Origin of the sequence: Streptomyces sp. Mut1 (assembly GCF_030719295.1) — a bacterium.
Classification (GTDB): Bacteria; Actinomycetota; Actinomycetes; order Streptomycetales; family Streptomycetaceae; genus Streptomyces; species Streptomyces castrisilvae.
Genome location: NZ_CP120997.1, coordinates 2,915,371 through 2,936,901 on the forward strand (window position 1 = coordinate 2,915,371; position 21,531 = coordinate 2,936,901).

At 72.3% G+C, this 21,531-nt stretch carries 21 protein-coding genes; 7 read left to right on the forward strand and 14 right to left on the reverse strand.

The annotated features are described in order from the left end of the window. Window positions 1-4: 4 nt before the first annotated feature. Together purE and P8A18_RS12410 are read right to left on the reverse strand one after the other, a co-directional pair. Window positions 5-544 (reverse strand): 5-(carboxyamino)imidazole ribonucleotide mutase, encoded by a 540-nt coding sequence (purE, locus tag P8A18_RS12405; RefSeq protein ID WP_306054163.1) that lies wholly within the window; start codon window positions 542-544, stop codon window positions 5-7. Further along, a complete protein-coding gene (locus P8A18_RS12410) occupies window positions 541-1,680 on the reverse strand; it encodes a 5-(carboxyamino)imidazole ribonucleotide synthase (protein WP_306054165.1) in 1,140 nt (379 codons plus the stop codon). The genes purE and P8A18_RS12410 overlap by 4 nt, the downstream gene beginning before the upstream one ends. A gap of 157 nt (window positions 1,681-1,837) precedes the next feature. On the opposite strand from P8A18_RS12410, the gene P8A18_RS12415 reads away from it, so the two are divergent. Further along, window positions 1,838-2,374 (forward strand): GtrA family protein, encoded by a 537-nt coding sequence (locus P8A18_RS12415; RefSeq protein ID WP_306054167.1) that lies wholly within the window; start codon window positions 1,838-1,840, stop codon window positions 2,372-2,374. Window positions 2,375-2,404: 30 nt separating this feature from the next. Here P8A18_RS12415 and P8A18_RS12420 read toward each other — a convergent pair whose 3' ends face one another. Then, a complete protein-coding gene (locus P8A18_RS12420; protein ID WP_306054168.1) occupies window positions 2,405-3,670 on the reverse strand; it encodes a sensor histidine kinase in 1,266 nt (421 codons plus the stop codon). A gap of 82 nt (window positions 3,671-3,752) precedes the next feature. Continuing rightward, on the reverse strand, window positions 3,753-4,430 hold the full coding sequence (locus P8A18_RS12425; RefSeq protein WP_018552991.1) for a response regulator transcription factor: 678 nt from the start codon (window positions 4,428-4,430) through the stop codon (window positions 3,753-3,755). Between the two features lie 422 nt (window positions 4,431-4,852). On the opposite strand from P8A18_RS12425, the gene P8A18_RS12430 reads away from it, so the two are divergent. Beyond that, window positions 4,853-6,349, forward strand: a complete 1,497-nt coding sequence (locus P8A18_RS12430) for a peptide MFS transporter (protein WP_306054170.1) — start codon at window positions 4,853-4,855, stop codon at window positions 6,347-6,349. 97 nt (window positions 6,350-6,446) lie between these two features. Here the strand turns inward: P8A18_RS12430 and P8A18_RS12435 are convergent, their stop codons facing one another. From P8A18_RS12435 to P8A18_RS12460, 6 genes are all read right to left on the reverse strand, one after another. Further along, the gene (locus tag P8A18_RS12435) at window positions 6,447-7,826 is read right to left on the reverse strand and encodes a hypothetical protein (protein WP_306060853.1); all 1,380 of its coding nucleotides are present in this window, start codon (window positions 7,824-7,826) and stop codon (window positions 6,447-6,449) included. A gap of 35 nt (window positions 7,827-7,861) precedes the next feature. Then, window positions 7,862-9,001 (reverse strand): hypothetical protein, encoded by a 1,140-nt coding sequence (locus P8A18_RS12440; RefSeq protein WP_371933667.1) that lies wholly within the window; start codon window positions 8,999-9,001, stop codon window positions 7,862-7,864. Further along, complete coding sequence (locus P8A18_RS12445) at window positions 8,998-9,990, reverse strand: COG1470 family protein (protein ID WP_306054172.1); 993 nt, start codon at window positions 9,988-9,990, stop codon at window positions 8,998-9,000. The genes P8A18_RS12440 and P8A18_RS12445 overlap by 4 nt, the downstream gene beginning before the upstream one ends. 48 nt (window positions 9,991-10,038) lie before the next feature. Beyond that, the gene (locus P8A18_RS12450; RefSeq protein WP_306054174.1) at window positions 10,039-10,710 is read right to left on the reverse strand and encodes an LPXTG cell wall anchor domain-containing protein; all 672 of its coding nucleotides are present in this window, start codon (window positions 10,708-10,710) and stop codon (window positions 10,039-10,041) included. Between the two features lie 167 nt (window positions 10,711-10,877). Beyond that, entirely contained in the window at window positions 10,878-11,387 is a 510-nt protein-coding gene (locus P8A18_RS12455; RefSeq protein ID WP_306054176.1) for an ATP-binding protein, read from the reverse strand. Between the two features lie 244 nt (window positions 11,388-11,631). After that, window positions 11,632-12,000 (reverse strand): STAS domain-containing protein, encoded by a 369-nt coding sequence (locus P8A18_RS12460; RefSeq protein WP_018552998.1) that lies wholly within the window; start codon window positions 11,998-12,000, stop codon window positions 11,632-11,634. A gap of 282 nt (window positions 12,001-12,282) precedes the next feature. On the opposite strand from P8A18_RS12460, the gene P8A18_RS12465 reads away from it, so the two are divergent. Continuing rightward, window positions 12,283-13,317, forward strand: a complete 1,035-nt coding sequence (locus P8A18_RS12465; protein WP_306060857.1) for an RNA polymerase sigma factor SigF — start codon at window positions 12,283-12,285, stop codon at window positions 13,315-13,317. 102 nt (window positions 13,318-13,419) lie between these two features. Here the strand turns inward: P8A18_RS12465 and hutI are convergent, their stop codons facing one another. The 4 genes from hutI to hutU are packed head-to-tail and all read right to left on the reverse strand — an operon-like array spanning window position 13,420 to window position 18,951. Continuing rightward, complete coding sequence (hutI, locus tag P8A18_RS12470; RefSeq protein WP_306054179.1) at window positions 13,420-14,607, reverse strand: imidazolonepropionase; 1,188 nt, start codon at window positions 14,605-14,607, stop codon at window positions 13,420-13,422. 56 nt (window positions 14,608-14,663) lie between these two features. Then, on the reverse strand, window positions 14,664-16,049 hold the full coding sequence (locus tag P8A18_RS12475) for a formimidoylglutamate deiminase (RefSeq protein WP_306054181.1): 1,386 nt from the start codon (window positions 16,047-16,049) through the stop codon (window positions 14,664-14,666). After that, window positions 16,040-17,251 (reverse strand): allantoate amidohydrolase, encoded by a 1,212-nt coding sequence (locus P8A18_RS12480; protein ID WP_306060859.1) that lies wholly within the window; start codon window positions 17,249-17,251, stop codon window positions 16,040-16,042. The genes P8A18_RS12475 and P8A18_RS12480 overlap by 10 nt, the downstream gene beginning before the upstream one ends. A gap of 38 nt (window positions 17,252-17,289) precedes the next feature. Further along, window positions 17,290-18,951: a urocanate hydratase gene (gene hutU, locus P8A18_RS12485; RefSeq protein WP_306054183.1), complete on the reverse strand. Its 1,662-nt coding sequence runs from the start codon at window positions 18,949-18,951 to the stop codon at window positions 17,290-17,292. A 245-nt stretch (window positions 18,952-19,196) separates the two neighbouring features. On the opposite strand from hutU, the gene P8A18_RS12490 reads away from it, so the two are divergent. The 4 genes from P8A18_RS12490 to P8A18_RS12505 all read left to right on the forward strand — a co-directional run bounded on the left by P8A18_RS12490 (window position 19,197) and on the right by P8A18_RS12505 (window position 21,322). Then, entirely contained in the window at window positions 19,197-19,604 is a 408-nt protein-coding gene (locus tag P8A18_RS12490; protein ID WP_306054185.1) for a hypothetical protein, read from the forward strand. Continuing rightward, window positions 19,601-20,392: a transcriptional regulator gene (locus tag P8A18_RS12495; RefSeq protein WP_306054187.1), complete on the forward strand. Its 792-nt coding sequence runs from the start codon at window positions 19,601-19,603 to the stop codon at window positions 20,390-20,392. Before P8A18_RS12490 ends, P8A18_RS12495 begins: the two co-directional genes overlap by 4 nt. 38 nt (window positions 20,393-20,430) lie before the next feature. Beyond that, on the forward strand, window positions 20,431-20,886 hold the full coding sequence (locus P8A18_RS12500) for a roadblock/LC7 domain-containing protein (protein WP_018553006.1): 456 nt from the start codon (window positions 20,431-20,433) through the stop codon (window positions 20,884-20,886). A gap of 61 nt (window positions 20,887-20,947) precedes the next feature. Next, window positions 20,948-21,322, forward strand: a complete 375-nt coding sequence (locus P8A18_RS12505; protein WP_018553007.1) for a hypothetical protein — start codon at window positions 20,948-20,950, stop codon at window positions 21,320-21,322. Window positions 21,323-21,531: the final 209 nt, after the last annotated feature.

A 21,531-nucleotide genomic window follows, 5' to 3' on the forward strand; every position in this document is an offset into this window, starting at 1 on the left:
GTCCCTACTTCCCGAAGCCGAAGGAGTCCGCGCCCTCGGCCTTGTGGCGCAGCCGCTTGCCCTTCTCGGTCGCCTGGTCGTTCAGCTCGTCCAGGAAGTCCGTCATCCGGCGCTGGAGTCCGGGGTCGGCCGCGGCGAGGACGCGGACGGCCAGCAGGCCCGCGTTGCGCGCGCCGGCGATGGAGACGGTGGCGACGGGGATACCGGCGGGCATCTGGACGATGGACATGAGGCTGTCCATGCCGTCGAGGTACTTCAGCGGGACCGGTACGCCGATGACGGGCAGCGGGGTGACCGAGGCGAGCATGCCGGGCAGGTGGGCGGCGCCGCCCGCGCCCGCGATGATCGCCCTGAGGCCGCGGCCCGCCGCGTTCTCGCCGTACGCGATCATCTCGCGCGGCATGCGGTGCGCGGAGACGACGTCCACCTCGTACGGGATCTCGAACTCGTCCAGCGCCTTGGCCGCCGCTTCCATGACGGGCCAGTCGGAGTCCGAGCCCATGACGATGCCGACGACGGGTGCGGCGGAGGCGGGGGATGTCATTCGGTGATCGTTCCTCGCAGGTAGTCGGCCGCGTGCCGGGCGCGCTCCCGCACGTCCGCCAGATCGTCGCCGTAGGTGTTGACGTGGCCGACCTTGCGGCCGGGCTTCACGTCCTTGCCGTACATGTGGATCTTGAGCTGCGGGTCGCGGGCCATGCAGTGCAGGTAGCCCTGGTACATGTCCGGGTAGTCGCCGCCCAGGACGTTGCACATGACCGTCCAGCCGGCGCGGGGGCGCGGGTCGCCGAGCGGGAGGTCGAGGACCGCCCGGACGTGGTTGGCGAACTGCGAGGTGATCGCGCCGTCCTGGGTCCAGTGCCCGGAGTTGTGCGGGCGCATCGCCAGTTCGTTGACCAGGATGTGACCGTCGCGGGTCTCGAACAGCTCGACCGCGAGGTGGCCGACCACGCCCAGTTCGGCGGCGATCCGCAGCGCCAGCTGCTGGGCCTCGCCCGCCAGCGCCTCGTCGAGGTCGGGGGCGGGGGCGATCACCGTGTCGCAGACGCCGTCGACCTGGATGGACTCCACGACCGGGTAGGCGACGGCCTGGCCGTGCGGCGAGCGGACGATGTTGGCGGCCAGCTCCCGTACGAAGTCGACCTTCTCCTCCGCGAGGACCGGGACACCGGCCCGGAAGGGCTCGGCGGCGTCCGCCTCGGAGCGGACCACCCAGACGCCCTTGCCGTCGTAGCCGCCGCGCACGGTCTTGAGGATGACCGGGAAACCTCCGGTCTCCCGCGCGAAGGCCGCGGCGTCGGCCGGGTCCTTCACGATGCGGTGGCGGGGGCAGGGCGCGCCGATCTCGGTGAGCCTCGCGCGCATCACCCCCTTGTCCTGGGCGTGCACCAGGGCGTCGGGGCCGGGGCGCACGGGGATGCCGTCCGCCTCCAGGGCCCTCAGGTGCTCGGTCGGCACGTGTTCGTGATCGAAGGTGATCACGTCACAGCCGCGCGCGAAGGCCCGCAGCGTCTCCAGGTCGCGATAGTCGCCGACGACGACTTCGCCCACCACCTGGGCCGCGGAGTCCTGAGCGGTGTCGCTGAGGAGCTTGAACTTGATGCCGAGGGGGATGCCCGCCTCGTGGGTCATACGGGCGAGCTGACCGCCACCGACCATGCCGACTACCGGGAACGTCACACTCCCAGGGTATCCGCACCGCCCGTGGGCGGCCCCGGGCGGGGCCCGGCCCCGCCATACGCGCGCCGGTACGCACAGGCGTCCGCCGGGTGTCCTGGTTAGCATGGCCGGGTTGACGGAACATGGAGCGGAACCGACGGACGGGCTGAGCGATCACATGAGCGAACGAGGCCCGTTGCGGGCCCGGCTGGAACTGCTGGCCCGTGAGGTCGCCAAGTTCGGCGTGGTCGGCGCGGTCGGCCTGGTGGTCAACATCGCCGTGTCCAACCTGCTGTGGCGCTACACGGACATCCCGACGGTGCGCGCGGGCCTGCTCGCCACGTTCGTCGCCATCCTCTTCAACTACGTGGGCTTCCGCTACTGGACGTACCGCGACCGCGACAAGTCCGGCCGCACCCGTGAGCTGACGCTGTTCCTGCTGTTCAGCGCGGCGGGCGCGGTCATCGAGACCGGTGTGCTGTACGTGGCGACGTACGGGTTCGGCTGGGACACCCCGGTCCAGAGCAACGTCTTCAAGATCGTCGGGATCGGTGTCGCGACGCTGTTCCGCTTCTGGTCCTACCGGACGTGGGTCTTCAAGGCGCTGCCCGCGCCCACGGAGGCGGTGTCCGACAAAGAGGCCGTGCTGACCGTGCCGGCCCCGGCCGTGCGGGTGTCCGCCGTACGGGGCGAGGCGGGCCCGGCCCGCCGCTAGGCGCGGGGCGTCCGGACGGGCTCGCCCCACTCACCGCACCGGGCGTTCCGGTTCCTTCCGGTTCAGGGCCACCCGGCTGAGGAACAGGGCGAAGACCGGTGGCTGCTGCTGGAGCAGTTCCAGACGGCCGCCGTCCGCCTCCGCGAGGTCGCGGGCGACCGCGAGGCCGATGCCCGTGGAGTTGCGGCCGCTGATGGTCCGCTCGAAGATCCGCGCGCCCAGGTCGGCGGAGACCCCGGGGCCCTCGTCCGTCACCTCGATCACCGCCTGGTTGCCGGTGACCCTGGTGCGCAGGGCGACCGTGCCGCCGCCGTGCATGAGTGAGTTCTCGATCAGCGCGGCCAGCACCTGGGCGACCGCGCCGGGGGTGCCGACGGCACTGAGCCCCTGCTTGCCGGAGCAGACGATGGCGCGGCCCTCGCCCCGGTAGGCGGGGCGCCACTCCTCGATCTGCTGCTTGACGACCTCGTCCAGGTCGAAGGCCACCGCGGAGCCCGTCCGGGGGTCCCGGGCGTTGGTCAGCAGCCGCTCCACCACGTCCGTGAGCCGCTCGACCTGGGTGAGGGCGATGTGCGCCTCCTCCTTCACGGTCTCCGGGTCGTCGGTGAGGGAGATCTCCTCGATCCGCATGGACAGGGCCGTGAGCGGCGTGCGGAGCTGGTGCGAGGCGTCGGCGGCGAGCCGGCGTTCCGCGGTGAGCATCCGGGCGATCCGTTCGGCGGAGGCGTCCAGCACGTCCGCGACACGGTCCAGCTCGGGCACCCCGTACCGCCGGTGGCGGGGGCGGGGGTCGCCGGAGCCCAGGCGCTCGGCGGTCTCGGCGAGGTCGGTGAGCGGCGAGGCCAGCTTGTCGGCCTGGCGCACGGCGAGCAGGACGGCCGAGACGATGGCGAGCAGCGCCACCGCACCGATGATCATCAGGGTCCGGCCGACCTCGCGGGTGACGGCGGAGCGGGACTCCTCGATGGTGACCTTCTCGCCGTGCTCGCCCGTCTCCGTCGCGGTGATCACACTGCCGCTGGGGCGGTCACCGACCTCGACGGGAGCGCGGCCGGGAAGTTTCACCAGGGCGTACCGGTTGTCGTCGATCTGCTCGTCCAGCACCTCGGCGTTGATCCGCTCGGCGCTCACGAGCCGGCTCTCGATGACGCTGATCAGCCGCAGCGCCTCGGAGTCGACGCTCTCCTGGGCGCTGCTGCTGATGGTGCGGGTCTCGACGAGGACGAGGGAGACGCCGAAGACGGCGATCACCACGAGCACGACGGCGAGGGTGGAGTTGATCAGTCGTCGGCGCATGCCTGCTTCTGTACGTCAGCTCGTGCGGATGGCGTGGAGCGCGGTCACCCCGGCGCAGGGCGGTCCCCCGGTGGGAGGGGCCTCAGCTCTTCTCGAAGCGGAAGCCGACGCCCCGGACCGTGGCGATGTAGCGCGGGTTGGCGGCGTCGTCGCCGAGCTTCTTGCGGAGCCAGGAGATGTGCATGTCGAGGGTCTTGGTCGACGACCACCACGTGGTGTCCCAGACCTCGCGCATGAGCTGGTCGCGGGTGACGACCCGGCCCGCGTCGCGCACGAGGACCCGGAGCAGGTCGAACTCCTTGGCGGTGAGCTGGAGTTCCTCGTCGCCCATCCAGGCGCGGTGCGACTCGACGTCGATGCGGACGCCGTGGGTGGCCGGCTGGGGGACGGGCTCGGTGGCGCCGCGCCGCAGCAGCGCCCGGACCCGGGCGAGCAGTTCGGCGAGGCGGAAGGGCTTGGTGACGTAGTCGTCGGCGCCCGCGTCGAGCCCGACGACGGTGTCCACCTCGTCGGCGCGGGCGGTCAGCACCAGGACCGGCACGGTGTGGCCCTCGGCACGCAGCCTGCGGGCGACTTCGAGGCCGTCCATCCCGGGCAGCCCCAGGTCGAGCACGACCAGGTCGATGCCGCCCTGGAGGCCGGCGTCGAGAGCGGTCGGGCCGTCTTCCCGCACCTCGACCTCGTAACCCTCCCGCCGCAGGGCGCGGGCCAGCGGTTCCGAGATGGATGCGTCGTCCTCGGCGAGCAGTACACGGGTCATGCACTGATGGTAGTCCGCGCGGCGGACGGGAAGGGCTGCGATCGAGAAGCCCTGCGGGTCTGCGCCCCGGTACCGAGGACACCTTCGAATATGGGAGTGTGGTTGCACCTGGACCTGTGATCCATCTCTCAAGTCCTTCCATATCGGTCTCTGTCGTGGCGTATGGTGTCTCGACGCCTATTGCACTACTCAAGGACCTTTGGGCAGCCCTGAGCGCCAAGGGTCCCTTTTGTGTGCGGGGCCGGTACCCGCCGGCCCGGAATTCTCAGTGAATGACCTGTGGGCCGGGCCCGGACGCCGATGAGGGCGTTCCGGGTGTGGATCCCGTCGCGGTGGGCGTACCCGCGTCGGTGCCGGCCTCCCCCCACCGGGCGCGTACCGCCTCACCGAGGCGTCGCGTCCCGAGCACACAAGGATCGATCATGGCGTCCAGCCTGACGAAGGACCCGTCGAGCGCCGCTGGTGGTGAGAAGACCTTCTTCGGCCACCCCCGGGGCCTGGCCACGCTCTTCATGACCGAGATGTGGGAGCGCTACAGCTTCTACGGCATGAAGGCGCTGCTCCCGCTGTACCTGATCGCGCCCGGCGGCATGCACATGAACGCCACCACGGCCACGACGATCTACTCCGCCTACATGGCGATGGTCTACCTGCTCGCCATGCCGGGCGGCTGGATGGCCGACCGCTTCTGGGGGCCGCGCAAGACGGTCGCCATCGGCGGCGCCGTCGTCATCCTCGGCCACATCACGCTCGCGGTGCCCAACTCGGCGACCTTCTTCACCGGTCTCGCCCTCGTCGCTCTCGGCTCGGGGCTGCTGAAGGCCAACATCTCCACGATGGTCGGCCACCTCTACAAGGGACCGGAGGACCCGCGCCGGGACGGTGGCTTCACGCTCTTCTACATCGGCATCAACGTGGGTGCCTTCCTCGCCCCACTGTCGATCGGCACCGTCGGCGAGAACGTCAACTGGCACTTCGGCTTCGCGCTGGCCGCGGTCGGCATGGCCCTGGGCCTCGCCCAGTTCATGCTCGGCACCCGCCACCTGAGCCCGGAGAGCGACGTCGTCGCCACCCCGGCGACGGAGCAGGAGAAGAGCTCCGCCCTGCGCAAGGGTCTGATCTGGCTGATCGTCGCGGCCGTCTTCTACGGCCTGCTCGGTATCACCGGCAACTTCGTCGACTGGGGCGTGCTGCCGATCACCCTCGCCGGGCTGGTCATTCCGGTCGCCGTCCTGGTCCGCATGAAGCGCGACAAGGAGCTGACGAGCACCGAGCAGTCCAAGCTGTCGGGCTACATCTGGTTCTTCGTGGTCGCCGCCGTCTTCTGGATGATCTACGACCAGAACGGCTCGACCCTGTCGATCTTCGGCGAGCACTCGACCACGAACACCCTGCTCGGGTTCCACTTCCCGACGTCCTGGTACCAGTCGCTGAACCCGATCTTCGTCATGGCGATGGCCCCCGTGCTCGCCTCGGCGTGGCTGTGGCTGAACAAGCGCGGCAAGGAGCCGAGCACCGCCGTCAAGTTCGCCTCCAGCCTGGTGCTGATCGGCGTCTCCTTCGCCGTCTTCCTGATCCCGCTGCTCGACACCGCCGCCAACGGCGGCAAGGTCAGCCCGATGTGGCTGGTGGCGATCTACTTCATCCAGACGGTCGCCGAACTCTGCCTCTCCCCGGTCGGCCTGTCGGTCACCACGAAGATGGCCCCGGCGAAGTACAGCTCCCAGATGATGGGTGTCTGGTTCCTCGCCGTCACCGCGGGCGACTCCGTGACCGGCCTGCTCACCTCCAAGCAGATCGGCGTCAACCTCGACAACACCGGGGCGGTCGCCTTCGAGGTGATCCTCGCCGTCATCGCGGGTGTCGGCATCTGGATGTACCGCAGGAAGGTCTCCCAGCACATGGGCGACGTGCACTGACCGCGCAGCCGCACGGGCACGCGTAGCCGCACGGCAGGGGCCGCCGCACCGTTTCCACGGTGCGGCGGCCCTTTCGCGTGGTCCGTACGGGTCCGGCTCAGCGTCCGGCGCGCAGCCGCCGCCACGGGGTGAACGTGAACACCGCGCCGCCCAGCAGGATCGCCGTGCCGGCGACCAGGCCGAGCGCGCGCAGAGTGCCGTGGTCGTCGGCCCCGGTGTCCGCGAGCCCGCCGCCCGACGCGGTGCCGCCGGCCGCCGCCGCGCCGCCCGAACCGGTGGAGCCGCCGCCGGACGCGCCGGAGGCGCCGCCCTCCTGGGCGGTGGTGTCGAGGGTGAGCGAGGCCTTCGGCGTGCCCGTGACCGTGCACGGGATGTTGATCTTCGCGCCGCCGAGCGTGACATCGATGGTCAGGGTGCCGGGGGTGAGCGTGGACGAGCCGGTGGCGCCGGGCTTGTACGTGCCCGTCATGTCCGGCAGGTCGACCGGCTTGCCCGTCTCCAGGGGCTCGGCGTTACCCGGCCCCGTGACGGTCACGGAGCCCTTGTCGTCGCCGCCGACGACGATCTCCATGGACGGCTTGAGCGCCCCGGCGGGCAGGGCGGCCGGGCTGTCCATCACACCCTTGGCCGTCTTGACCGTCAGCCCGTAGCTGCCGCCGTTCTTCTTGGCGTTGACCGTCACCTTGGAGGCGATGGAGGCGGGCCCCGGCGACTTGCAGGCGAAGTCGACGGCGACCTCCTTGCCGGGGAAGTCGGTGGTGCCGCCACTGCCGCCGGTCGTCGAGCCCCCGGAGGACGTACCCCCGGTGGTCGTGCCCCCGGCGGTCGTGCCGGCGCTGTCACCGCCCGAGGCCGCGTCACCGCCCGTCGTGCCGCCGGCCGTGGTCGTCCCCCCTGCCGTCGTCCCTCCGTTCGTCGTGTCGCCGCCCGTGTCGCCGCCCGTGGTGCCACCCGTGGTTCCGCCTGTGCCGCCGTCCGTGACCTTGATCGTCGCGCCCGGCTGGACCGTCTCCTCGGGAGCGCACTTGGTGTCGGTGGAGATCGGCTTGGAGACGTTGATGGCGTACGCGTCCGGTGTCAGCGTCAGCTCACCCGCCTTCTCCAGCTTCAGCGAGCCCTTCATGTCCGGAAGGATCATCGGACTGCCCTTGGGGATGGCCGGGTTCTGCCGGGGCCCCTCCAGCTTCAGATCCCCGGTGGCGGCCCCGCCCAGCTTGATGGTGCCGGCCGGTTTGACGGTGTCCTTGTCGAGATCGAGGATGTCGGGGTTGGCGGACGCGGCCTGGACCGTCTTCCACACGACCTCGACGGTGTCCCCGACCTCGGCCTCGGCGGGCGCGGTCAACTGGACCCGCGTGGTGCCGTGTACGGCCGGCAGTCCGGAGATGGCCGGGGGTATGCACTCCGTCTTGTACGAGATGTCGGCGGCCTGGGCCGGGCTCGCGGCCAGCAGCATGCCCGCCCCGCCGATCATCATCGCGACTCCCGCCGCGACCGTCCTGCGTTGCGTACTCACGAATGTCCCTTCGTCGTCGGGCTGTGCTCTGACGGTGCGGATTCGGGGGTGAACCAGGGCAGCGCGGCCGTGCCGGTGGCCCGTGGTTCGCCGGCGGTCGTGGTGGGTACGGGCGCGGCGGCCGTACGCCGCAGCCTCGGGAGCCTCGCCGCCGCCCCGGCGAACGGGGACGCGCGCCGGCCTCCCCGGGACGCCTGCGCGGAGCGCGGCCGGACCCGGTCGACGACCGCCATGCCGATACGGAAGACGGCCGCGGGCACCACGAGGCAGAGCAGGATCCAGAAGAGCGTGACGCCCCACGGGCGGCCGACCCCCCACGGCTGTTCGGCGAGGACCTTCGTGCCGTACTTCAGGGAGACCCGGTAGTCGCCGTGCGCGCCGGCCGCCAGCTCGACGGGCAGTTCGATACGGGCCTTGCGGCCGGGCTCGACGGTCCCGCGCCACTGCCGTTCCTCCCACTGCGGGGCGTAGACGCCGTGCGCGGTGCCGACCCGGAAGACCGGGTTCTCGACCGGGGCCGAGCCCATGTTGCCGACCGTGAACACGAGGCGCCGGGTGGGCGGTGCGCCGAACCAGGTGAGGACGGAGCTGTCGCCCTCCAGGCGGGTGGCGGCCAGGACGGCGAGCTTGCCCTGCCCCGTCTGCTTCGGCAGCGCGGCGACCGGGTGTCCGGCGACCACGAACACCGCGTCGGCCAGGGCCTCTTCCCCGGTGACCGTGGCGACATGCACCACGCAGGGGCACGGTACGGGCGGTTCGGAGACGGGCAGCTTCGTGCTGAACGCGCCCTTCGTGTCGGTGGTGACCGCCCTGCCGTCCGCGTTGGCACACGAGTTGGTGCCGCCGATCACGCCACGCGCGGGGCTGGACTGCCCGCAGACGAGCAGCATGAGCAGCGCGCCGGACCGCCAGCCGCTGCCCTTGACGGTGAGCGAACCGCCCTTGCCCGCCTCCTTGTCGGACAGCGTGACGGCCGGTTTCGGGGCGCTCGCGCTACGGCCGTCGGCGTGGGCGCCGGGTGCGGCCAGGAGCAGGGCGGGCAGGAGCAAGGCCAGCAGGGCAGCGATGCTGTGTCCGCGGAGCCCCGCCGTACGCCGCCGGGGCGTCGCGGGTCCGGGTCCGGTCCTTCCAGTCACGTGTCCGCTCCCGCCTTCACCAGGTGCCTGTCTTCGGTGTGCTTCCGGGGTTCCGTGGGCGGGTCCCCGGGCGGCCCGGCCCGGCGCCCGCGCCTGCGCCGGCGCCTGCGCCGCAGGGCGTACCCGGACGCGGCGGCCACGAGCAGCAGGGCGCCGCCCGCCACGGGGGCCCGGGGGACGAAGAGCGCCGACGCCGTCGCCTCGTCCTGGGCGCCGCCCGCCGCCTTGACGCGCAGCCGTACGGTGGCGGAGTCCAGCGCGGGGGCGTTGGGCCAGGGTTCGGTGAGCCGCGCCCGCTGACCCGGCAGCAGTTCCACGGGCAGGGTGCGGGGGCCGCGCCGCAGCTGGGCGAAGAGCCCGTCCGCGCTGACGGCCAGCCGCGGTACGAGGACGGTGTTGCCCCGGTTGACCAGCGTGTAGCGGATGGTGCGGCCGTGCACCCCGACGTCCTCCACGGTGAGCGCGGCGAGCCTCGGCCCGCCGACCCGCAGCCGTACCCGCACGCCCACCGAGCGGCCGCCGCTCTCGGCGACGATCGCGCCGGGGTGGTCGCCGGGCGACGCGTCGGCGGGCACGGTGAAGGTGACGGGGACCTCGGCCCGGGTGCGGGCGGGCACGGTCACCTCGGTGCGCGCCGCCCGCAGCCAGGTCCCGGTGCCGGTGGAGCCGTCCGTTCGGCGTACCGCGAAGGAGCCGTCGCCGGCGTTGTACGCGTCGGCGCCGCGCAGTCGTACGGTGACCGGCTCCGTACCCGGGTTGGTGACCGAGAGCCGGTCCTTCAGGACGCTGCCGGGCAGCCCCTCCAGGTAGAAGTACGGCCGGGCCCCGGCCTGCCCGGAGCCGTGCGCCGAAGGGCTCGCCGAGGGAGTCGCCGTCCACGCGGGCGCGGCGGACGTCTCGGTGGCGGCGGCCGGGGCGGCGGTGCAGCACAGGGCGGCGAGCAGCGGAAGGGCCAGGGCGCGTCTGGCGGTGTGACCGGGCGGCGGCATGGGCGGCTCCCTGGGGCGTGGCGGCGGGGGGCGGGTCGCGCGGGGAGGTCAGCCCGCCGTGCGCTGTCCGCGCCGGGTCAGCCACAGCACTCCGGCCGCGCCCGTCAGCAGGACCGTGCCGCCGAGGGTGCCGAGCGCGATGGCGGAGTCCATCGGTCCGGTCTTGGGCAGCGCGTTCTCGGTGGACGGCCCGGCCGGCGCACCGCCGCCGCCCGCGGCCGTGACGTCGAGGGTGAGGGAGGGGCCCGGACTGTTGGCGGGGGTGCAGGTCGTCGTCGTACCGAGGGCCTTGATGGTGAGGACTCCGGCGGTGAAGGTGACCTTGCCGCTCTTCTTCGGGGTGTACGTCCCGCTCAGGTCGCTGATCTTGATGGGGCTGTTGGCGGGGATGGCAGCCGTGTTGGCGGGCCCGGTGACGGTGAGCCGCCCGGGGTCGGCGCCGCCCACCTCGATGACCGCGCTGGGGTTCATGGCGCCCTTGCCGAGTTCGACCGGGCTGGAGGAGACGCCCTTCTGGAAGGACATCGTCAGCTTGTAGCCGTTGCCGCTCCTGACGCTCTTGATGTCGATCGGCGAGACGGCCGCCTTGTCCCCGATCGGGGTCTTGCACTTGTAGTCGACGTCGACGACCGTCGCGTGGGCGGCGGGTGCGGCCAGCAGCACCGCCGCGCCCGCAAGACCGGACGCCAGCGCGAGAGCTGTTCGCTTCTGGTTCGGCACCTCGAATTCCTCTCAGGCCGGGTCGCCGCGTGCCGCCGCGATGCGGCACGAATAACTGACGACACATCAGATCGGGCGCTCAAGGTACGCCCGGGGCCTTGTGGAGGGAAGACAAAGAGCGCGCCGATCCGGCGCGCTCTTCGAGGGGGTACGGGCAGTGGTGGGGGTTATGCCGGGGCGGCCAGCTCCGCCCAGACGGTCTTGCCGGGCTCGCCCGGCACCCGGACGACCCCCCAGTCCATGCAGAGCCGCTGCACGATGAACATGCCGTGCCCGCCGGGCCGCCCCGCCCGGTGCGGCGTACGCGGCGAGGGCTGGCCGGCCCCGCCGTCGGCGACCTCCACGCGCAGCATCTTCGGGCCGCGGGCGATGCGGATCTCGTCGGGCCCGTCCGCGTGCAGGCACGCGTTGGTGACGAGCTCGGACACGACCAGCAGGACGTCCTCCGCGGCCGCGCGGCGGTCGGCACTGGAGGCGGGGAGCCAGCCCCAGTCCTGGAGCGCCTGGCGGGCGAAATCACGGGCCGTCGGCACGATGCCGGTGGCCTCCCGCAACGACAGCGTGCGCCACTGCCGCTCGGCGCCCTCGGCCGGCCGGACGGGCTCGGCGGAGGAAACGCCCGCGCCCTCCGGCTCGCGGCCGAGGCCGCCCGGCGGATGCTGCCGGGTGGTGCCCATCAGCGCTTCACCTCACCGATTCACCATGTCGCCCTGGAACGGATACGACCCATGGAACAGATACAGAAAACAAATAGCGATACGGACACTGATACAGGAACCGCACAGGTACGGGCGGCCTGGCCACCCGGGCTCGCCGGAAGATCTCCTGCCCGGCCGAATCGTGACGACACCCACTTCGGCTACGCGGATCGCGTAACTCCCGTGCCGGACGAGACGCCCGGGGCGCCGAAACGCCTCCCGATCAGGGGGCCAGTGCCTCGTCCAGGGAGGCATGGACGGTGAAAACCGCCTCGGCTCCCGTGATCTCGAAGACCCGTGCCACCACCGGCTGCATTGCGGCCAAATGAACCCCTCCCCCGGCTGCCTCCGCCTTGAGGCGTGCACCGAGCAGCACGTTCAGCCCGGTGGAATCACAGAAGTCGAGTCGCGAGCAGTCGACCACCAGGCGCGCACGCCCCTGCTCGACCGCGCTCTCCAGGGGTTCACGCAGCAGATCCGCCGTGTGGTGGTCGAGCTCACCCACCGGCGTCACCACCTCGCTGCGCCCCTCGGTCCGGACCCCGACCTGAAGCCGACCCCGGTTCGCACTGCCGACCGTCCCGCGGTCCATGCCCGTCCCTCTTCACCGCTCGTCACTGTCCGCATCACCTTGCCTGCAGATGCGTGGCAGCTATCACTGATGTTCTTGAAACCCTACGCGTTCCGTGCGCCACGCGGTAGCCGAAGACCTCAACAAACCGGACATATAGCATCAATTGGCGGTTGTATCGACCCATGACGAGCGGGTAAGGGTAGAGGGACACCCAAACGCGACCGGCTTCGGAGGCGCCGCTTCACCGCAGGAACACGTATAGGCATCGGCAGCCATATGCCGAGAACGATGGAGGAGACCATGTCACCCCGGCTCGACGAACCGCGTACCCAGAACGCGGCGTCGGCATGTCCTCAGGGACTGACCGAATCAGACTCCCCTGCTGCGACCGTCCCGCACGGCACGCGCACCGACAGCACCAGCAGTGGCAGTGATCGCTTCACCCGCGGTAGCGCCTACCCGCACAGCGCCGCACATATGCACAGTGTCATATCCACGGACACGCACAGTGCCGCATTCGACACCGACGGCCTCGAAGGGCTTCCCGAGATCCCGCCCTACACCGAAGTGGGGGCGGTGGACGCCAGGGCCCTGTCGAAGACGCTCTTCGCACGGCTCGAATCCCTCGAAGAGGGCACGCCCGAGTACTCCTACGTACGCAACACGCTCGTCGAGCTGAACCTGGCCCTCGTCAAGTTCGCCGCCTCCCGGTTCCGCTCCCGCAGCGAGCCGATGGAGGACATCGTCCAGGTCGGCACCATCGGCCTGATCAAGGCGATCGACCGCTTCGAGCTCAGCCGGGGCGTCGAGTTCCCGACCTTCGCGATGCCGACCATCGTCGGCGAGATCAAGCGCTTCTTCCGCGACACCAGCTGGTCCGTGCGCGTCCCGCGCCGCCTTCAGGAACTGCGGCTCGACCTGGCCAAGGCGGGCGACGAGCTCGCCCAGCAGCTCGACAGGGCGCCCACCGTGGGCGAGCTCGCCGACCGCCTGGGCCTCAGCCGCGACGAGGTCGTGGAGGGCATGGCCGCGAGCAACGCGTACACCGCGAGCTCGCTGGACGCCAAGCCCGAGGAGGACGAGCACGAGGGCGCGCTGGCGGACCGGATCGGCTACGAGGACCACGGGCTCGAAGGCATCGAGTACGTCGAGTCCCTGAAGCCGCTGATCGCCGTGCTGCCCGACCGCGACCGCAAGATCCTCTCGCTCCGCTTCGTCGCCAACATGACGCAGTCGGAGATCGGCGAGGAGCTGGGCATCTCCCAGATGCACGTGTCGAGACTGCTCTCGCGCACGCTGGTGAAGCTGCGCCGGGGTCTGACGCTGGACGAGTAGCGCACACCTCGCCGCGCGCCTTCCGGGCCGCGTGCGCGAGGCCTGCCGGAGTAAGGACCTGCCCCGCCGGGGCAGGTCCTTCCGCGTTCCCCGGGCCGGCCCTCAGCCGCCGTACGGGGCCGCGACGCGCTCGCCCGCGCGCCAGACCTGGTGGACCAGCGGCACGCCCGGCCGGTAGGCGAGGTGGACGTGGCTGGGGGCGTCCAGGACCACCAGGTCGGCGCGGGCGCCCGGGGTGAGGCGCCCGACGTCGTCGCGGCGCAGGGCCGCGGCGCCGCCCGCCGTGGCGGACCAGAGGGCCTCGTCCGGGGTCATGCCCATGTCGCGCACGGCGAGGGCGATGCAGAACGGCAGGGACGAGGTGAACGAGGAGCCCGGGTTGCAGTCCGTGGACAGGGCGACGGTGGCGCCCGCGTCCAGGAGGCGACGGGCGTCCGGCCAGGGGGCGCGGGTGGAGAACTCGGCGCCCGGGAGCAGCGTGGCGACGGTGGCGGAGTGGGCCAGGGCGTCGACGTCCGCGTCGGTCAGATGGGTGCAGTGGTCGGCGGACGCGGCGTCGAGCTCCACGGCGAGCTGGACGCCGGGGCCGTGGCCGAGCTGGTTGGCGTGGACCCGGGGGTGCAGGCCCCTGGCGCGGCCCGCGGTGAGGATCGCCCGCGCCTGGTCGCCGTCGAAGGCGCCGCGCTCGCAGAAGACGTCGACCCAGCGGGCGTGCGGGGCGCAGGCGTCGAGCATGGGGCCGGTGACCAGGTCGACGTATCCGGCCGGGTCGTCGGCATAGTCCGGGGAGACGATGTGGGCGCCGAGGAAGGTGACCTCGTCGGTGTGGCGGGCGGCGACGCGCAGGGCGCGGGCCTCGTCCTCGACGGTGAGGCCGTAGCCGGACTTGGTCTCGAACGTGGTGGTGCCCTGGCGCAGCGCCTCGGCGAGGTAGCGGGCGACGTTGGCGGACAGCTCCTCGTCGGTGGCGGCGCGGGTGGCGGCGACGGTGGTGCGGATGCCGCCCGCGCTGTAGGGCCTGCCGGACATCCGGGCGTTGAACTCCTGGGTGCGGTCGCCCGCGAAGACCAGGTGGGAGTGGGAGTCCACGAAGCCGGGGATCACGGCCCGGCCGCCCGCGTCGACGGCGTTGTCAGTGGCGGGTGCTTTGCTTGATTCACCGGTCCAGACGACGCGGTCGCCCTCGATGACGACGGCCGCGTCCTGGATCAGTCCGAGGGGGGACGCGTCACCGAGGGAGGGGTCGTTGGTGACCAGGGCCGAGATGTGGGTGATGGCGGTCGTCGTCATCGGGGGACTGCTCTCCTTGCGTGGGGGCCGCCGGGGGTTCTCCCCCGGGCCGCTGCTCAGTGGTGCAGGGCCGCGATGGCCTTCGCGAGCGCTTCGGGGACGTCGTCGATCAGAGTGTGCCGCCCGTCGCGTACGAGGTGGCGCCCCGCGACGACCGTGTGGCGGACATCAGCGGCGGAGGCGGCGAATACGGCTGTCTCGGCCGCCAGCCGCGGCGATGGCCCCGCTGTCCTGACGGAGTCCAGGGCCACGGTCACCAGGTCGGCGGGCGCGCCCGGTTCGAGGACGCCCGCGTCGGGCCGGCCGAGTGCGGCGTGGCCGGTGGCGGAGGCGGCGCGCAGCAGGGCGGCGGCGGTCCAGTGGCCGCGGCGCCGGGTGCGCAGGCGCTCGTTGAGTTCCATCGCGCGCGCCTCCTCGAAGAGGTCGATCACGGCGTGGCTGTCGCTGCCGAGCGAGAGCGGGGAGCCGGCGTGCTGGAGGGCGGCGGCGGGGCCGATGCCGTCGGCGAGGTCGCGTTCGGTGGTCGGGCACATGCAGGTGCCGGTGGCCGTGGAGCCGAGGAGCGCGATGTCCTCGTCGGTGAGGTGGGTGTTGTGGATGCCGGTGGTGCGGGGTCCGAGGACGCCGTGGTCGGCGAGGAGCCGCGCGGGGGTGCGGCCGTGGGCGGCGAGGCAGGCGTCGTTCTCGGCGGTCTGCTCGGAGAGGTGGACGTGGAGCGGTGCCCGCCGCTCGTCGGCCCACCGGGCGACGGTGGCGAGCTGACCGGCCGGGACGGCCCGTACGGAGTGGACGGCGGCGCCGATGACCGTGTGGTCGTCGCCCTTGAGGAGGGCGGCGCGCTCGGCCCAGGCGTCGGCGGTCGTGTCGCTGAAGCGCAGCTGGTGCCGGTCGGGCTCGCGGTACCGGTCGGGTCCGGATCCGAATCCGGCGGAGAGATAGGCGGTGTCCAGCAGGGTGATCCGGATGCCGGCGTCGCGGGCGGCCGCGATCAGGGCCTCGCCCATGGCGTTCGGGTTGTCGTAGGGGGTGCCGCCCGGCCCGTGGTGCAGATAGTGGAATTCGCCGACCGCGGTGATGCCGGCGAGCGCCATCTCCGCGTACACCGCGCGGGCCAGCGCGTGGTACGTGTCGGGCGTGAGCCGGGACGCGACCTGGTACATGGTCTCGCGCCAGGTCCAGAAGGTCCCGGAGCCGACCTGCACGGCGGAGCGCAGGGCGCGGTGGAAGGCGTGCGAGTGGGTGTTGGCCAGGCCCGGAAGGGTGAGCCCGCGCAGTACGGCCGCGCCGGGCGGGGGCGCGTCGGCGCCGGTCCGTACGCCGTTGATCCGCCCGTCGGACACCTCCAGGAGGACGCCCGGCTCGACATGGGTGCCGAGCCAGGCGTGGGACAGCCAGTACGTCTGGGTGACGGGCGTGCCCGTCCCCTCCGTCGTCAGCGGCACGCGAGACCTTCCAGTACGTCGGCGAGTGCGGTCACCCCGGCCGCGCAGTCGTCCTCGTCGGCGTGTTCGGCCGGCGAGTGCGAGATCCCGGTCGGGTTCCGTACGAACAGCATGGCGGTCGGGACCGAGGCGGACAGGATGCCCGCGTCGTGTCCTGCCCCGGTGCCGAGCACGGGGACGGCGCGGCCGGTGCCCCGGGCGGACCCCTTGAGCAGGGTGCCCAGCTCGTCGCGCAGGGCGTGCTGGAACTCCACGACGGGCGTGAACGACTCGCGGACGACGTCGAGGTCGATGCCGGCCCGTTCGGCGTGGTCCCGGGCGGCCCGCTCCACGGCGGCGACGACGGTGTCCAGGGTGTCCTGGTCGGCGGCGCGGGAGTCCAGCCAGCCGCGCACGAGGGAGGGGATGGCGTTGACGCCGTTGGGCTCGACGGCGACCTTGCCGAAGGTGGCGAGGGCGCCCGCGATTTCCGCTCCCCGGCGTGCGGCGAGCACGGTCTCGGCGTACGTGAGCATCGGGTCGCGCCGGTCGGCGAGCCGCGTGGTGCCCGCGTGGTTGGCCTCGCCCCGGAAGTCGAACCGCCAGCGCCCGTGCGGCCAGATCGCGGAGGCGATGCCGACGGGGTCGCCGCTGAGGTCGAGGGCGCGGCCCTGCTCGACGTGGAGTTCGACGAACGCGCCGATCCGGGCGAGCCGTTCGGGGTCGGGCCCGATGGCGTCCGGGTCGTGTCCGGCGGCGGCCATGGCCTGCGGGAGCGTGACCCCGTCCCCGTCGCGCAGCCGGTGCGCGGCCTCGACGGTCAGCTGCCCGGCGGCGAGCCGGGAGCCGACGCAGGCGAGGCCGAAGCGGGCCCCCTCCTCGTCACCGAAGTTGGTGATCGCCAGCGGCCGGGTGAACTCCGCTCCCCTGCGGCGGAGTTCATCGAGCGCGGCGAACGAGGACACGACACCGAGCGGCCCGTCGAAGGCCCCGCCGTCGGGCACGGAGTCGAGGTGCGAGCCGGTAACGACGGCGTCCCCCGCGAGGGGGTCACCGAGCCAGGCCCACTGGTTGCCGTTCCGGTCGACCTCCGGCACCAGCCCCCGCGCCTCGGCCTGCGCCCGGAACCACGCCCGGCAGTCGGCGTCGGCGGCCGTCCAGGCGTACCGCCGGTATCCCCCGCTGCCGGCGTCCCGCCCGATGGGCGCGAGCTCCCGCCACATCTCCTGGAAGGAGGACCCCTCGCCCGGCCGCACGGCCGTCACGCCTCGTCCTCCCTCATCGGCACCCGCACACCCTTGTCCGACGCCACGGACTCCGCGATGTCGTATCCCGCGTCCACGTGCCGGATCACCCCCATGCCCGGGTCGTTGGTGAGCACCCGCCGGATCTTCTCGCCGGCCAGCGGCGTGCCGTCGGCGACCGTGACCTGGCCGGCGTGGATGGAGCGGCCCATGCCGACGCCGCCGCCGTGGTGGAGGGAGACCCAGGAGGCGCCCGACGCCACGTTGACCATGGCGTTCAGCAGCGGCCAGTCGGCGATCGCGTCGGAGCCGTCGAGCATGGCCTCGGTCTCGCGGTACGGGGAGGCCACGGAACCGCAGTCCAGGTGGTCGCGCCCGATCGCCAGCGGCGCCGCGAGTTCGCCGCTCGCCACCATGTCGTTGAACCGCTCGCCGGCCCGGTCCCGTTCGCCGTAGCCGAGCCAGCAGATACGGGCGGGCAGCCCCTGGAAGTGGACGCGCTCGCCGGCCATCCTGATCCAGCGGTGCAGGGACTCGTTCTCCGGGAAGAGTTCGAGCAGCGCCTTGTCCGTCTTGTGGATGTCGGACGCCTCACCGGAGAGCGCCGCCCAGCGGAACGGGCCCTTGCCCTCGCAGAACAGCGGCCGGATGTAGGCCGGGACGAAGCCGGGGAAGTCGAAGGCCCGCTCGTACCCGGCGAGCCGCGCCTCGCCGCGGATCGAGTTGCCGTAGTCGAAGACCTCGGCGCCGGCGTCCATGAAGCCGACCATCGCCTCGACGTGCCGGGCCATGGACTCGCGGGCCCGCTGGGTGAAGTCGGCGGGCTTCTCGGCCGCGTACGAGGCCATGTCGTCGAAGTCGACGCCGGCCGGGAGGTAGGCCAGCGGGTCGTGGGCGCTGGTCTGGTCGGTGACGATGTCGACGGGGGCGCCCTCGGCGAGCATCCGGGGCAGCAGCTCCGCCGCGTTGCCGAGGAGGCCGATGGAGAGCGGGCGGCGGGCGTCCCGCGCCTCGACGGCGAGCTGGAGGGCGTGCTCCAGGGAGTCGGCGCGCACGTCGAGGAAGCGGTGCTCGATGCGGCGTTCGATGGCGCGCGGGTCGCAGTCGATACAGATCGCGACGCCGTCGTTCATGGTGACGGCGAGCGGCTGGGCGCCGCCCATCCCGCCGAGTCCGGCGGTCAGGGTGATCGTCCCGGCCAGCGTGCCGCCGAACCGCTTCGCGGCGACCGCGGCGAACGTCTCGTAGGTGCCCTGGAGGATGCCCTGCGTGCCGATGTAGATCCACGACCCGGCGGTCATCTGGCCGTACATGGTGAGCCCGAGCGCCTCCAGGCGGCGGAACTCCTCCCAGTTCGCCCAGTCGCCGACCAGGTTGGAGTTGGCGATCAGGACCCTCGGCGCCCACTCGTGCGTCTGCATGACCCCGACCGGCCGCCCGGACTGGACGAGCATCGTCTCGTCCTGCTTGAGCGTGCGCAGCGTACGGACCATCGCGTCGAACGAGCGCCAGTCGCGGGCCGCCTTGCCCGTGCCGCCGTAGACGACGAGCTTGTCGGGGTGCTCGGCGACCTCGGGATCGAGATTGTTCTGCAGCATGCGCAGGGCGGCTTCCTGCTGCCATCCCAGGGCACTCAGTTCCGTACCGCGCGGCGCCCGTACGGGGCGGGGTCCTGACATGGCGGTGCCTCCTCGCGACTGTGAACTTTCTATTCACATCTTGGGTGGGTGAATAGCTCCAGTCAACAGTCCCGGCCGGAAGGCCCCCGCAAGCCCTCAGGAGCGGTCCACTCCGCTTCGCTGCGGGGCATTCTCCGGCAGCCACCTGCATGTACCGATGGAAAATGCCAGAACCCCCACCTGGACAGAGCACGTTGCGTAACCTCAGGGTCACAGCCGAACAGCGTGTCGGAGGGGAAATCCGCGTGCCCGGAATTGACGAGTGCCTGCTCGACGTCATGAGACTGCCCGGTGCCCGGGGTGCCGCCGTCGTCGACTGGACGAGCGGTCTCGCCCTCGGCACCATCGGTGAATCGCCCAACGGCGACCACGAGGCCACCGCCGCGGAGACCGCCGAGGTGGCCCGGATGGCGGCCGAACAGCCCGCCTTCGCCATCGGGTTACCGGACCCGCCGGCCGCCGGGGAGCCGGCCGTGCCGCCGGTCGAGGACGTCATCGTCACCACCCGCGCCGGCTACCACATCCTGCGGTTCGTGGAGACGGACTTCGACAGCAGCGTCTTCCTCCACCTGTGGCTGGACCGCGCTGAGGGCAATCTCGCGCTCGCCCGGATACGGCTGGGAGAAATGGCCGAGCGGCTGGTCCTCGCATGACAGCCGCCCTAGCGGGGGAGTCCGCCGGCGCGCCGGTCCTCTCGCCCATGCTCCAGCGCCTCGCCGCCGAGCGGGCCACCGGCGCACTCATGCGCGACCGGGGCACGCTGTACCTCGCCGACGGCGAGGTGGTGCACGCCGAATCGCCGGCGACGCCCGGCATCGACGTCCTGCTCACCCGGGGCGGCGCGCTGCGGCGCGAGGGCTGGTGGGACGCGGTCGCCGAGGCGGGGGTCGGCCGGCGGGTCGGGCGGTACCTCGTGGACAGCGGCCGGGTGCCCGGCGGGGCGCTGGAGCTGTGCCACCTGGGCGCGCTGTACGACGCGGCGTTCTTCGCCCTCGCGCCGACCCGGACGCCCGCCCGTTTCCGTTACGGCGTCGCGCACTGGATCGGCCCCGTGCGCCCCGTCCCCGCGGCCGCCGTGCAGCGCGAGACGCTCCGGCGCCGGGAGCTGCTGGACCGGATCTGGCCGGACGCGGCCGGGGACACGGCCCCGCTGACGCGGACCGGCCGTCCCGCCGACGCGCCCGTACCGCCGCGCCAGCGCCGGGTGCTGGAGCGGGTGGACGGGGCGCGTACGGCCACCGACATCGCGCAGGAGCTCGGCAGATCCGCGTTCCACACCCTGGTCGACCTGCGGCGCCTCACCGCCGCCGGGCTGGTCGAGGCGGTCCCGCAGGCCGCGCTCGCCGCCTCCTCGGCGGACCGGATCGCCCTCCCCGAGGTCACGGCCGACCCCGACGTCGCCCTGTTGCGCCGGCTCCGAAACGCATTGGAGGCCCTGTGATACGCGCGCTCAGACAGCGTGCCGGAAGGAGACAGCTGATGGTGCCCGAAGCCGAAGCGCAGGACCTCCTGGCCGAGCTCCAGCGGTTACGGGCCCGGGTCCCGCTCCTCTCCGGCGCCCTGGCGGCCAGCACCGACGGCCTGGTCCTGGCCCACGACACACCGGGGGTGGAGGCCGAGGGGGTCGCCGCGCTGACCGCCGCCGCGCTCGGCGTCGCCATCCGAATGACGGACGCGACCGGCCGGGGCGGCTTCCGTGAACTCCTCGTGCGCGGCGAGACGGGCTACATCGCGACGTACGCCGCGGGCTCCCAGGCCGTCCTGACGCTGCTGGCCGAGGACCGGATCAACGTGGGGCGGCTCCATCTGGAGGGCCGCCGGGCCGGCTCCCGCATCGGCGCGCTGGTCGACGGCGCCCTGGACCGCGCCCCGCAGGCCGCGCCCGTACCGCGCCCCCAGCAACAGCCCGGTGCGCTCCCGCACCGTCCGACCTGATGACCCCCAACCACAACGTGACCGGCCGCAACGGCCGGCCAGGGAAAGGAAACACCTACTCATGGCGAACACCGAAGCGTCACTGAAGGAAGCGATGTCGTCCATCGAGGGCACCACCGGTGTCGCCCTCGTCGACTACACGAGCGGCATGGCGCTGGGCACCCTCGGCGGCGGCAAGGAATTCAACCTGGAGGTCGCGGCCGCCGGCAACACCGACGTCGTACGTGCCAAGCTCCGCACGATGGAGCACCTCGGCATCCAGGACGAGATCGAGGACATCCTCATCACTCTCGGCACCCAGTACCACCTGATCCGGCTCCTCAAGTCCCGGGGCAACACGGGCCTCTTCCTCTACCTGGTGCTGGACGCCGGGCGGGCGAACCTGGCGATGGCGCGGCACCAGCTGAAGAAGATCGAGGCGGACCTGGAGGTCTGAGCGTCTGCCCCGGTCCGGGGCGGAGGGTTCCGTCCTCAATCGCCGGACGGGCTTGGGGGCGTCGTCGTCCGTGGGGTGCGGGTCGCCCACCGTCCGGTGGGTGGGGGCGGGGTCCCTCCGGGCAGACTCCTCAAAAATGGCGTGTTCACCCAACGACGCGGAGGACCCGGGTCGTACGCCATTTTCTGCGGGGACTCCCCTGCACGCCC

Excerpts from the sequence above, each read along its gene's own strand:
- purE (WP_306054163.1), bottom strand. The coding sequence starts at position 544 with ATGACATCCCCCGCCTCCGCCGCACCCGTCGTCGGCATCGTCATGGGC.
- P8A18_RS12415 (WP_306054167.1), top strand. The coding sequence starts at position 1,838 with ATGAGCGAACGAGGCCCGTTGCGGGCCCGGCTGGAACTGCTGGCCCGT.
- P8A18_RS12420 (WP_306054168.1), bottom strand. The coding sequence starts at position 3,670 with ATGCGCCGACGACTGATCAACTCCACCCTCGCCGTCGTGCTCGTGGTG.
- P8A18_RS12425 (WP_018552991.1), bottom strand. The coding sequence starts at position 4,430 with ATGACCCGTGTACTGCTCGCCGAGGACGACGCATCCATCTCGGAACCG.
- P8A18_RS12430 (WP_306054170.1), top strand. The coding sequence starts at position 4,853 with ATGGCGTCCAGCCTGACGAAGGACCCGTCGAGCGCCGCTGGTGGTGAG.
- P8A18_RS12435 (WP_306060853.1), bottom strand. The coding sequence starts at position 7,826 with ATGATGATCGGCGGGGCGGGCATGCTGCTGGCCGCGAGCCCGGCCCAG.
- P8A18_RS12445 (WP_306054172.1), bottom strand. The coding sequence starts at position 9,990 with ATGCCGCCGCCCGGTCACACCGCCAGACGCGCCCTGGCCCTTCCGCTG.
- P8A18_RS12455 (WP_306054176.1), bottom strand. The coding sequence starts at position 11,387 with ATGGGCACCACCCGGCAGCATCCGCCGGGCGGCCTCGGCCGCGAGCCG.
- P8A18_RS12460 (WP_018552998.1), bottom strand. The coding sequence starts at position 12,000 with ATGGACCGCGGGACGGTCGGCAGTGCGAACCGGGGTCGGCTTCAGGTC.
- P8A18_RS12465 (WP_306060857.1), top strand. The coding sequence starts at position 12,283 with ATGTCACCCCGGCTCGACGAACCGCGTACCCAGAACGCGGCGTCGGCA.
- hutI (WP_306054179.1), bottom strand. The coding sequence starts at position 14,607 with ATGACGACGACCGCCATCACCCACATCTCGGCCCTGGTCACCAACGAC.
- P8A18_RS12480 (WP_306060859.1), bottom strand. The coding sequence starts at position 17,251 with ATGTGGCGGGAGCTCGCGCCCATCGGGCGGGACGCCGGCAGCGGGGGA.
- hutU (WP_306054183.1), bottom strand. The coding sequence starts at position 18,951 with ATGTCAGGACCCCGCCCCGTACGGGCGCCGCGCGGTACGGAACTGAGT.
- P8A18_RS12495 (WP_306054187.1), top strand. The coding sequence starts at position 19,601 with ATGACAGCCGCCCTAGCGGGGGAGTCCGCCGGCGCGCCGGTCCTCTCG.
- P8A18_RS12500 (WP_018553006.1), top strand. The coding sequence starts at position 20,431 with ATGGTGCCCGAAGCCGAAGCGCAGGACCTCCTGGCCGAGCTCCAGCGG.
- P8A18_RS12505 (WP_018553007.1), top strand. The coding sequence starts at position 20,948 with ATGGCGAACACCGAAGCGTCACTGAAGGAAGCGATGTCGTCCATCGAG.